Genomic DNA, 11,882 nt, shown 5'->3' on the forward strand with positions numbered 1-11,882 from the left:
AGCTTTAAAAAAATATTTATGCTAATTAAGATACTTGATAAAGAGTTCCGCCCTTATATCTCTAGTGAAAAAATAGCACAAGAAGTAGAAAGGCTTGCCAGAGAAGTAGAAGAGCAAATGCATGGGAAAACACCCCTTTTCATCTCTATACTTAATGGTTCATTCATGTTTGCATCGGATTTTATTCGTGCTTACAAAGGAAATTGTGAGGTGTCTTTTGTACGCTTTTCCTCTTATGAAGGTTTGCAAAGTACACATAAGGTTAAGCAACTCTTTGGGCTTCCTTTTGATATAGTAGGCAGAGATGTAGTTGTGATAGAAGATATTGTGGATACAGGTAATACTCTGGAGGAAATCTATAACTTCTTTGCAGATAAAAAGGTAGCTTCCTTACGTATAGTAACTTTGTTTTTCAAACCAGAAGCTTATACAAAGAATTTAACAGTACATCATATAGGATTTTCTATTCCTAATCGTTTTATTGTGGGCTATGGATTGGATTATGATGAATTGGGGAGAAATCTCCCTGAAATATATCAACTAAATATAGAAAATATGAAAAATTTGGTTTTGTTTGGGAAACCAGGAGCAGGGAAAGGAACACAAGCGGCTTTTTTTAAAAGAGAAATATGGATTGGTGCATATTTCCACAGGGGACTTGTTCCGAAAGCATTTGAAAAATGGTACTGATTTGGGAATATTAGCTCAATCTTATATGGATAAGGGACAACTTGTTCCCGATGAGGTAACGATCCAAATGCTCCAAGAGGAAATAGAAAAGAACCCCAATGCAGCAGGCTTTATCTTTGACGGATTCCCTCGTACCATAACCCAAGCCGAAGCGCTAGATGCATTCTTGGCTTCTAAGCAAATGAATATCAGTGCAACCTTAGCCCTTGATGCTGACGATGAAGAGCTAATCAAAAGACTTGTAGAACGAGGCAAAGTAAGTGGCCGCTCTGATGACCAAGACGAAGGCAAAATTCGCAACCGCTTTGTAGAATACAACCAAAAAACCGCTCCTCTCATTAACTTTTACAAAAAGCAAGGCAAATATCACTCTATCAATGGTATAGGTTCTATTGAGGAAATCACACAGCGTCTCTCTAAAGTGATAGATGTGTTGTAAAGAACACCTATATAAAATACAAATCTCTAACCTCGATGGTTAGAGATTTTTTATTGTACAGTGGTATAATTTTTTGTATATTTGTCCCCATAGATAAGTTATTCCCTCCCAAGGCACTAATGAAAGCGATCGCCAAAAGGAATGCTATTAGATGGATCTTGGAAATAGCTACACTTACCAAAGATTGGATTTGTGTGGATAGTGAAAAGAGTATTTTTGTTTCTGAAGAAATAAAAAATGAATGGGAGAAAATGAATTTAAACTCTCTTACTTTTTCACTAGTAAGGTAATATATCAGATATGTTGTTATAAAAATAAAGCACTAACAATTAGCATAATATAAAAGCACTAAAGCCTAATTGATAGGAATTGAGCTACAAGGAATATGCCAGTGTAGTGAGTGGATTTTTAGAAATAACTATAAAAATTTTAAAACGATGAAACTATATAAAATTATATTTTTATTTTGGATTTACAATATTTTTGCGATATTTCAGTTCTCTTGGATGGCTGGAAGTTGGTTTGATACGGAAGATCTAATGCAACGAATGGATTATGAAATATACAAACCACCTCTGTGGCAATATCAGGTGTATTATATATTGTTTGGGGTGTATGTAGTGATTTGTTCTTTGTTATTATACCTTTGGCAAAAGAAGATAAGAGATGCTGAAAGAGCTATAATTGTTTAGGTGTTGCATATTATATGGGTATTATTTTTTATATTAGGCTGGATAATTGCTATTTGAAAAATATATCTTTGTTGGTAATGTGTTAAATATACTGTTAAAAAATAAGACATGAGCCGCAAGTTTGCATCAGTGGAGAATTAGATAAAAAAATAATATGAACAAAAGATGTATCTTATTAGTGATCTTTATAGTAGCTATAGGTAAAGCGCAAGTCATCAAAGGCTATGATTATTGTCATGATAATCATACAGAAAAAGTTAATATAGTAGATTTGAAAACCTACCAAGCATTATTGGATATTTGCTATAATTACCCCGAAGATGAGGAGTGTAAACGAGAATTAGAAAAATATTATGATAAACTTAAAGGTGCTTTTTCATTTAAAATAGAATTTGAAAAGAAGAATAACATAGATATTTCTCTTTTTTCCAAAAATGCAGGTGCTAGAATGACTATAGTTTTTGGAGGAGGAAATTCTTCTTTTGGAAATGAGCCTTTAAAAACAGTAAAGATATATGACAGAAAAGGTAGGCTCATAGAAAAAACTTTCTATGTAAGTGATTGTGAGGTAGGTCCTACACGTACTTTTAACCGCAAAGGAAAGCTTATAGAAACTAAATATTATGATGACTACTATTTTATAGGTATAGAACAAGTAAGAAATATTATTCTTAATGCTCTTGGGGTAGATATCTTTGAACCTTACCAAGGAAGATTTGTAAGATGTTTCTTTAGCCGAATGAAGATAGAAGGAAAATACGTTTATTCATTAGAATTTATTAGTCGTGGAGAAGAAGGTTCCGCACGTAAGTATTATATAGATGCTTATGATGGGAAATTTCTTTTTAAAGACATCCGTTATTCTACAAAAAAGGAATATTATGATTCATTTGAATTTCCAAAAGAGAGAATATTTATTCCTATTAGAGATAGTATTGATATTGATAAGTAGAACCTGTTGTGCATTTCAAATAATAGAGGCTTTTAGATTGAGAGTTTCTCTATATAATATAAACTTATTCATGTGTTGTATCAATGTTAAAGATGTTATCTTTCTGTATATCATTGTTTTAAATCCTTCAAAATGATTTTGCATAATTGAAAATTAAAAATATGAAAAATCTCAATATAAATATAAGATGTAATATTTATATAGTTCTCCTACTATTTTTATGTTATAATAGTGTATTGGCTACGACAGCTTTTGTTGCGATGCCTGGTACAGGAGGGTTTAGTATTTCTACTCCACATTATATAATTGCTTTTTTTAGAACAATTCCATATTCATTGGCACAATCTCTGTTTTTTGAAGACAGAATAGATATTCCTTTTCTATTCAAGACCTATTTTTATATTTCTATATTGTTATATATCCTTATTCCTTATTTTTTGTATAAGGAAAAGAAAGGGAAACCCTATTTTTATCATTATGATATAGAAGATAAAACCTATTTTATATTAATAGATGTAATAATACTTCTTTTATATGCTCCTTTGTTAATTATAGGGTGTATGATGTTTTCTTTTTTTTCTTTATTCAATATCATTCCCTTATTTTTATTTGTTTTAGGGGTAAGAATATACCAATATAGAAAGAAATTAAACTTTATAGTAAAGTTCAATTTCTTTCAAAAGCATAGAAGATAATATTTTGGGAGGTACTTTTAGAAATCAATAGGACAATCCTACAGCTTTAAGAATGACATTAGCATTGCGATAGGTGATTTGGATTACACGAGGGACGGTAACTTTAGGGTAATTGGAAGGATTGAGAGTTAGGTTTTTCTATTTTTTTTACTTTTTCATTAGGTTCTGGACTTTGACTGAATTTTCAAAGGAAAGAATATTTATTCCTATTAGAGATAGTATTAATATTGATAAATAGAATAAAAACTACAAAAAATGAATCCCCACAAATATATAAGCTACTTGTGGGGATTTGTTTTAGCTATACCTCGTATTTGAGGTTATTAATAATAAAATCTTGGCGCTCAGGAGTATTGTTGCCCATATAGAAGTCCAATAATTTCTCTATATGCATGGTTTTGTCTATCATTACAGGGTCAAGGCGCATATCCTGACCGATAAAGTGTTTGAACTCATCCGGGGAGATCTCTCCCAACCCTTTGAATCGTGTAATTTCAGGATTTTTTAGTTTTTCTATAGCAGCAATACGTTCTTCATCGGTATAGCAATAAATAGTTTCCTTACTATTGCGTACACGGAATAGGGGCGTTTGTAGGATATATACATGCCCCTCCTTGATCAGTTCAGGGAAGAACTGTAGGAAAAAGGTGATCAGCAGCAGGCGAATGTGCATCCCATCTACATCGGCATCGGTGGCAAGGACAATATTGTTATATCGCAGGTTTTCTATGGAGTCCTCTATATCCAAAGCGGCTTGTAGGAGGTTGAATTCCTCATTCTCATAGACAATTTTTTTAGTTTTCCCAAACGAGTTTAGCGGCTTTCCACGCAGAGAGAATACCGCTTGGGTATTGGCATCGCGGGAGGTAGTGATAGACCCTGAAGCGGAGTTTCCTTCGGTGATAAAGAGGGTACTTTCAAGGGCTTGTTCGTGCTTACTATCGGTTAGGTGAATACGGCAGTCTCGTAGCTTTTTGTTGTGTAGGCTCACTTTCTTGGTTCGGTCGCGCGCGAGTTTACGAATATCTGATAGTTCCTTGCGTTCGCGCTCTGCTTGTAGGATTTTCCGCTGTATCTCTTCAGCTATTCCAGGTTGCTTGTGTAGATAATCGTCTAAATGTTTTTGCACGAAATTGGTAATATAAGTACGTACTGAAGGCATACCTTCTCCCATCTCAGTAGAACCCAATTTGGTCTTGGTTTGACTCTCAAAAACAGGCTCCATCACCTTGATAGAGATAGCTCCAATAATAGACTTACGAATATCAGAGGCTTCATAAGGTTTGTTATAATAGTTGCGTAAGGTAGCTACAATGGCTTCACGATAAGCATTGAGGTGGGTACCTCCTTGGGTGGTATTCTGCCCATTGACAAACGAGTAATATTGCTCGCTGTATTGGCTTTTGCTATGAGTAAGGGCAATCTCTATATCCTCTCCACTGAGGTGGATAATAGGATAGGCAAAATCTTCTTCGTTGTTGTCTTCTTTGAGCAGGTCTTCCAAACCATTTTCAGAGAAAAATTTCTCTCCATTATATATAATAGTAAGTCCAGGATTGAGGTAGGTATAGTTTTTAAGCATTCTTACCACATATTCCGAACGGAATTTGTAGTTCTTAAAGATGGTTCCGTCGGGGACAAACGTTACTAAGGTACCTCTTTTTTCATTGGAGGCTTCCAAGGGAGATTCCTCTTGTAATACCCCCAAAGAGAATGTGGCACTTTTTCGCTGTCCGTCACGTACGGAAGCTACATAGAAATAGGAGGAAAGTGCATTGACAGCCTTGGTACCTACTCCATTTAACCCCACAGATTTTTTGAAAGCACGGGAATCATATTTTCCTCCTGTGTTCATCTTGGAAACTACATCTACCACTTTTCCTAAGGGAATCCCACGTCCGAAATCACGTACAGTAACCTTGTTGTCCTCTATACGTACCTCTATCTGCTTACCAGCCCCCATGACAAACTCGTCTATGGAGTTATCGATCGCCTCCTTCAGTAGGATATAGATCCCATCATCAGCTGAGGAGCCATCGCCGAGCTTACCTATGTACATACCAGGGCGCATACGTACATGCTCCTGCCACTCAAGGGTCTGTATATTATCTTCTCCGTATTCCATATTGGGTTTGTTAAAATCTATGGGTTCCATTTGTGTTTTCTATAGTTGTTAAGGGTTTGATTCGTTTTTATATTATAACTGTCCTATTTTCAGTAGTTCAAAGCTCTTGGTATGTAAGTTTGCTACAAAATCATAATCAATAAAAGACACCCTATTCCTTATATCTTTGAAGGAAGTATAAGCTATTTTCTGTTCAAATTCTCGTTTTCTTTCTGCTGCACTAAGGATATAGAACTTAGTGTAGAAATCTTGTAACTCGTTGAATTTGAGTAGAGAATTTTGTATATCAGTAGTATGCTCTACTTCAAAGGAAGCGTGAGGAAATTTCCGCTCATTGAACCATATGACATCAATGGTTTTGGCTCTTTTGATCACTTCAGGATAGGTGAAATCTAATATCTGATCTAAGGAAGAGACATTACCTAATTTTCTATCAAGGAATAGTTTATTCTTATCCTGCGGCGGGATATATGTGTGGTATCCCTTGAGATTCCCAATTTCAACCAATAATCCTTGGAAATAGGAATGGGAAAAATCTTGTTCTTTCTTAGTGGATACTTCTAATTCAAATTTCTCTAAAAGCTGCTCTTTGTGACTTTTCAGTGCCCATAGTCCTGCTTTTATTTTGAAAAAGAAGCGTTCGTCCTGAACAATTCGCCTTATGGTAGCAAAAGGCGTTTTGGTTTTCCATTCGGACGTATCTACATGATGATAAAGAAAACCAAGGGTAGCCCATCCTCCGTTTTCTCCCATAATCTTGATAACTTCTTCATGTTGTTTCATGCTATAGTGTTAATTATTTCTTCTTATATCCCAATTTGTATCCTACTCCTACTGAGACGAGAGTGAGAGAAAAGCCTGTACTATCACTAAAATCTACACCACGAACCTTGTGGCCTGTAATAGGGGTGAGATTACAAGATACACGCATATCGGCGGTGATCATCACTCGCTTGATGTCCCAGAGCACACCGCCTCCTACTTGCCCTGTAAGAACGAGTCGGTTAAAATGTGGGGTTACATTCTCATCAGGGGCATTAAACCAACCATTAGTATAGGAGGCATGGGTTAAGAATTTGAGAGAAAAACCTGCTTGTAGGTACCCCCTGAACATACGCTTGCCTTCCCATTGTAGCAGACAAGGAGCATCTATATATTGGAGGGAAAAATGTCTTTTTTCTTCATAGAGGCTTTCTCTATAATAAGGCCCCCTATCCTTATTGGGAATATCGAAGCCACTGAGATGAGTTCCCTCATTCTTATATAGAAGTTCAGTATGTAATACCCAATGCTTTTCTTTGAGAGGAATCCGAGCAAAGACGCCTGAATTGAAAACACCCCAATTCCCATAGGTGTTGAATTTTTTCCCATCCTCATTATATAAGGGAGAAATAAAAGAGGCATAGACTAATGGATTATTGAGCCGTATCCCAACAGTAATTTGTGCCATACCTACTGTGGAAGTGAGCAATAGCAGCAAAATGATATGTTTTTTCACATAATTAAAATTTATTGTTTTTAGGAAGGCAAAGATATGATTTTTTCTTTTTTTAGCCAAATAAAATAATTTCATATATTTTCCGTATATTTGCACCAAAATTAATCCTAATGAAAATACAAGTAAAGAACGAGACGAATCGCCTACGAGCAGTTATCTTAGGGACTGCTCAGAGCAATGGTGCCACTCCCACGGCTCAGGAGGCTTATGACCCTAAATCTTTAGAACATATATTGGCAGGAACTTATCCTTTGGAAGAAGATATGATTCCTGAAATGGAGGCTTTTGCCAAAGTGCTTAAAAAATATGAGGTAGAAGTATACCGTCCTGAATTAATAGAGAATTGCAACCAGATTTTCACTCGTGATATTGGTTTTGTGATTGAAGACAAGTTTATCAAAGCCAACATTCTACCTGAAAGAGAAGAAGAATATCAAGCTATTGAGTATATAGTTCGCCAGATTCCTCCTTCTCAATATATCGTTCCTTCCCCTGAAATACATATTGAAGGAGGCGATGTGATGCCATGGAATGATCATATCTTCGTAGGCACTTACTATGGAGCTGATTATGCAAATTATAAGACAGCACGCACCAATAGGGAAGGAGTAGAGCTGCTTAAAGCACTCTTTCCTAATAAGATAGTGAAGGCATTTGACTTGGTTAAGTCCAACACAGAACCTCGTGATAATGCACTTCACTTAGATTGTTGTTTTCAGCCTGTAGGTGTTGATAAAGGAATTATTTACAAAGGAGGATTTCGCAGTGAGGAAGATTATCAATACTTAGTAGATCTTTTTGGCAAGGAAAATCTTTTTCATATAGAACGTGAGGAAATGTATCAGATGTTTAGTAATATTTTTTCTATTGCTCCTGATATAGTGGTTTCTGAACGAAATTTTATCCGGCTTAATCAGTGGCTTAGAGCTAAAGGCTTTACTGTAGAAGAAATCCCGTATGCTGAAATCTCTAAACAGGAAGGGCTCTTACGATGCTCCACTTTGCCATTGCTCAGGGACTAATACTATCTTTAGATAAATCTTCTATTATGAAAATAAAGCATTTTTGGTATAAATTATATACAAAGCAAGGTCTCCTTTACAAATTCTTTCTTGCAGTAGTACTTGTGGTAGCTATTATTTTTCTCTTACCCAAAGGAAGTAAATTCTCTTATGAATTTCAGTCTGGGAAACCATGGTTACATCCTTCTTTGTATGCTCCTTTTGATTTTACCTTAAAAAAAACAAATGAACAGATTGCTAAAGAAAGACAATTCACAGAAAGCCAATCGCCCACTTATTTCTTTAAGGATACTACAGTTTTGGCCTCTGTTAAGAAAAATTATTATCAAAAGGCTTTGTCTTACTTTGCTTCCATAGCACCTTCACAACAGGAAAGACTCTTACATAAAGGAGAAGAATTTCTAAAGAAGGTCTACCGTAATGGTGTTTTTTATTCTTCTCAGGAACTTTCTGATAAAGAAATTTTCTTGGTAGAAGGTAATGAAGTCTCTACCTTTACTCCGAATGACTTTTTCTTTCTTAACCAAACAAAGGAGGCTATTTATTCTTATTTTAAGGAAAAGCCTTTTGTAGAATATATGGACACTTATTATGCTATTTTTTCTGAAGTTATGTTGCCTAATATTTTTGTTAACGAACATTTTACTCAGAAAACATTAGAGGAAAATCTTAAAAAGATTATTCATTCTTATGGAGTAGTTAAAAAGGGTCAACTTATTATTGAAAAAGGTCAGTTAGTATCAGCCGAAAAACTTGCAATACTTACTTCTTTGCAAAAAGAATATGCGCTGAATAGTTCTGAAAATATAACAACCCTTTCTTTCTTAGGCTATGTGCTTATTGTGACAATGCTTATTAGTATGATTCTACTTTATTTGTATCACTTCAAAGGAGAAATGTTTGCTAATAATAATATTGTAACTCTGATTTTTGTTACTATATTACTTTTTGTTGCAGGTGTTTCTTGGATCACTAAGGCAAATGCGGATTATATTTATGCCCTACCAATATGCATTTTTCCTATAGTAATGAAAGCCTTTTTTGACCTACGTCTGGGAATGTTTCTTTATATCATCACACTTATATTAATAGGGTTTATTGTTCCTAATAGTTTCCAATTTATCTATACTAATGTCATAGTAGCAGGAGTGCTTTTACTTGATACTAAAGGTGGAATGCATTATCGTATTAATCTTTTTATGGTTATTACATACATTGTTGCCGCATATATTGTAACATATCTTTGCCAATTGATGATATCTACGGGAAATCTCCATAATATCCATTATCCTACAATTGGTCTTTTTATTCTTAATGGGTTTCTTACACTTTTTGTACAACCTCTTACCTATTTGTATGAGAAAGTGTTTGGATTGGTTTCTAATGTTTCTCTCTTAGAGCTCTCTGATACTCACAATAGACTGCTTAGAGAGCTTTCTGAAAAAGCACCTGGTTCTTTTCAGCATTCTTTACAAGTGTCTAACTTGGCTGAAGCAAGCGCCTTAGCTATTGGCGCTAACGCGATGCTTGTGCGTGTAGGTGCTCTCTATCATGATATTGGTAAGATGAAGAATCCACTCTATTTTACTGAGAATCAAAAAACTTCTGTAAATCCACATGATGAGCTTACTCCTGTTGAAAGTGCCAGGATTATTAAAAGCCATGTAATTGATGGTATTGAGATGGCAAGAGCTAATAATATCCCAGACCGTATTATTGATTTTATTCGAACTCACCATGGCAATAGTCTTATTTATTATTTTTATAAAAAACAACTGGATTCAGGAGAACCTCTTAATGAGGATGATTTCCGCTATTCAGGTCCCATTCCTTTTTCTAAAGAAACAGCAATCCTTATGATGTCTGATTCTGTAGAAGCTGCTTCTAAAAGTCTTGTTAATCCTACTATTGACGCAATTGATACTTTAGTAGAGAATATTGTTAAAAGGCAAATAGAAGAAAGGCAATTCCTTAATGCTGATATTACTTTTAAGGATATTGAGAAAATTAAAAAAGTTCTTAAAGAAAAACTTTTTAATATTTATCACTTGCGTATTGCTTATCCAAAATAATTTTTTTGTTAAAATATCTTTATTATTGAGCGTATTTGTGCCTTTTTGTTGTACATTTGCGCTCAATTTAGTAGAATTAAGAAATGCATCATTTTATTAATTATCTTTGTATCTTCTACGTACTTATGGTGCTTTTGAGTGCTTTTTGTGTACGTAAAGCAGTAAAATACAAGGTCTTTACTTACCTATATTACGTGGCATCTGCTTTTTTCTTTTTTTATTTCCTTTATTTTTGGAATGAATCTTTTGCAGGTGTTTGGGATGTTCATCGTCAATTTTCCTTTGGACTTTTTCTCTCTTGGCTTTTGTTTGTTACGCTTATAAGTTTGTTTTTTCTCGGGGAGACTCTCATCCGCTTACTCTGTGCTCCTTTCCGTATGAAAAAGGAAGAAGTAATTCCCTCTCGTAGACGTTTTGTCAGCCTTATAGGGATGGGGATTGCTGCTATTCCTTTTGCAGGTATGATTTACGGAATGTTCTGGGGAAAATATAATTTTAGAGTTATAAAGCATACCCTTTATTTTGATGATCTTCCTGATGCCTTTGATGGTTATCGGGTGGTACACATCTCCGATATTCATTCAGGGAGTTTTGACAATGCAGAAAAAGTACAATATGGCATTGATATGATTAATGCCCAAAAGGGAGATGTGATCTTCTTCACGGGGGATTTGGTCAATAATAAGGCAGAAGAAATGATTCCCTGGATATCATATTTCAAACAAATACATGCTAAAGACGGCGTGTACTCTGTGCTTGGGAACCATGACTATGGTGATTATGTACAATGGGATTCACCACAAGATAAAGCAAAAAATTTAGAAAACCTCAAGCAAATGCATGATCAGCTTGGTTTTTGTTTGCTCAATAATGAGTCAGTGTTTCTCTCCCGTGGAAGACAGCGTATTGCTGTAGTGGGAGTAGAAAATTGGGGTGAAGGATTTATTAAAAAAGGGGACTTAGATCAAGCATTGCTTACAGTGGATAGGTCTGATTTTAAGATTCTTCTCTCTCATGATCCCACTCATTGGCAATATAAGGTGATAGATGACCCTAATTTCATTCACTTAACCCTAAGTGGTCATACTCATGGCATGCAGTTTGGTATAGAAATTCCAGGAGTAATCAAGTGGAGTCCTGCCAGTTGGCGATATAAATATTGGGGTGGTGTTTATAAGGAAAAAGGAAAATATATTAATGTAAATCGTGGGTTTGGTTACTTGGCTTTTCCTGGACGTGTGGGTATGCCGCCTGAAATCACTGTTATCGAACTAAAAAAGAAAGATAAAAATGAGCTTTCCTTTGAGGAGAAATAGAAAAAAAATTTATGTTGTTTAGAAAAAGTATCATAATTTTTCAACTGAAAATCTGAAAGATAAAAGAAGAATAACATGTCAGTATTTGGAGATATAATCAGCACTAGTAAGCCTGTGCTTATTGTTTTTTATGCAGGATGGCATTATTTAGCTAAAGATGCCATTGATTCTATTCAGCAAGTAGCCGATTCTTTAGGAGAGGCTGTGCGTGTGATTAGGATTGATATTGATAAAAACAAGGAACTTACCCAAAAGCTAAAAATTAATGGGATTCCCACCTATATGATTTTCCACAAAGGAGAACTCGTATGGCGCACTGAAGCTCTGCAACCTAGTACTAACCTTATCAGTGCAATAAAACCTTTTATAGAATTATAGAAA

At 35.0% G+C, this 11,882-nt stretch carries 9 protein-coding genes and 2 pseudogenes; 7 read left to right on the plus strand and 4 right to left on the minus strand.

Features of this window, described 5'->3' with window-relative positions:
• Nucleotides 1-18: 18 nt before the first annotated feature.
• The 3 genes and pseudogenes from HMPREF9071_RS11985 to HMPREF9071_RS05360 all read left to right on the plus strand — a co-directional run bounded on the left by HMPREF9071_RS11985 (nt 19) and on the right by HMPREF9071_RS05360 (nt 2,773).
• Nucleotides 19-1,129, plus strand: a pseudogene (locus tag HMPREF9071_RS11985) (adenylate kinase).
• 437 nt (nt 1,130-1,566) lie between these two features.
• Nucleotides 1,567-1,821 (plus strand): hypothetical protein, encoded by a 255-nt coding sequence (locus HMPREF9071_RS05355; protein ID WP_117601759.1) that lies wholly within the window; start codon nt 1,567-1,569, stop codon nt 1,819-1,821.
• A 154-nt stretch (nt 1,822-1,975) separates the two neighbouring features.
• On the plus strand, nt 1,976-2,773 hold the full coding sequence (locus tag HMPREF9071_RS05360; RefSeq protein WP_009745573.1) for a PepSY domain-containing protein: 798 nt from the start codon (nt 1,976-1,978) through the stop codon (nt 2,771-2,773).
• Between the two features lie 725 nt (nt 2,774-3,498).
• Here the strand turns inward: HMPREF9071_RS05360 and HMPREF9071_RS12510 are convergent.
• The 4 genes and pseudogenes from HMPREF9071_RS12510 to HMPREF9071_RS05380 all read right to left on the minus strand — a co-directional run.
• Nucleotides 3,499-3,600 (minus strand): annotated as a pseudogene (locus HMPREF9071_RS12510) (penicillin-binding protein); the annotation flags it as partial.
• Between the two features lie 169 nt (nt 3,601-3,769).
• Nucleotides 3,770-5,623 (minus strand): DNA topoisomerase IV subunit B, encoded by a 1,854-nt coding sequence (locus tag HMPREF9071_RS05370; protein WP_009745576.1) that lies wholly within the window; start codon nt 5,621-5,623, stop codon nt 3,770-3,772.
• Between the two features lie 42 nt (nt 5,624-5,665).
• Nucleotides 5,666-6,376 (minus strand): hypothetical protein, encoded by a 711-nt coding sequence (locus HMPREF9071_RS05375; RefSeq protein ID WP_009745577.1) that lies wholly within the window; start codon nt 6,374-6,376, stop codon nt 5,666-5,668.
• A 13-nt stretch (nt 6,377-6,389) separates the two neighbouring features.
• Nucleotides 6,390-7,091, minus strand: a complete 702-nt coding sequence (locus HMPREF9071_RS05380; RefSeq protein ID WP_040358336.1) for a porin family protein — start codon at nt 7,089-7,091, stop codon at nt 6,390-6,392.
• A gap of 110 nt (nt 7,092-7,201) precedes the next feature.
• Between HMPREF9071_RS05380 and HMPREF9071_RS05385 the strand changes: the two genes are divergently transcribed.
• The 4 genes from HMPREF9071_RS05385 (at nt 7,202) to HMPREF9071_RS05400 (ending at nt 11,879) form a co-directional block, all read left to right on the plus strand.
• The gene (locus HMPREF9071_RS05385) at nt 7,202-8,113 is read left to right on the plus strand and encodes a dimethylarginine dimethylaminohydrolase family protein (protein ID WP_009745579.1); all 912 of its coding nucleotides are present in this window, start codon (nt 7,202-7,204) and stop codon (nt 8,111-8,113) included.
• Between the two features lie 26 nt (nt 8,114-8,139).
• The gene (locus HMPREF9071_RS05390) at nt 8,140-10,185 is read left to right on the plus strand and encodes an HD family phosphohydrolase (RefSeq protein ID WP_040358339.1); all 2,046 of its coding nucleotides are present in this window, start codon (nt 8,140-8,142) and stop codon (nt 10,183-10,185) included.
• Nucleotides 10,186-10,268: 83 nt separating this feature from the next.
• The gene (locus HMPREF9071_RS05395; RefSeq protein WP_009745581.1) at nt 10,269-11,501 is read left to right on the plus strand and encodes a metallophosphoesterase; all 1,233 of its coding nucleotides are present in this window, start codon (nt 10,269-10,271) and stop codon (nt 11,499-11,501) included.
• A gap of 75 nt (nt 11,502-11,576) precedes the next feature.
• Nucleotides 11,577-11,879 carry a co-chaperone YbbN gene (locus tag HMPREF9071_RS05400; RefSeq protein WP_009745582.1) on the plus strand — a complete coding sequence of 101 codons (303 nt, stop codon included), beginning with the start codon at nt 11,577-11,579 and terminating at the stop codon, nt 11,877-11,879.
• Nucleotides 11,880-11,882: the final 3 nt, after the last annotated feature.

Origin of the sequence: Capnocytophaga sp. oral taxon 338 str. F0234 (genome assembly GCF_000192225.1) — a bacterium.
Taxonomy (GTDB): Bacteria; Bacteroidota; Bacteroidia; order Flavobacteriales; family Flavobacteriaceae; genus Capnocytophaga.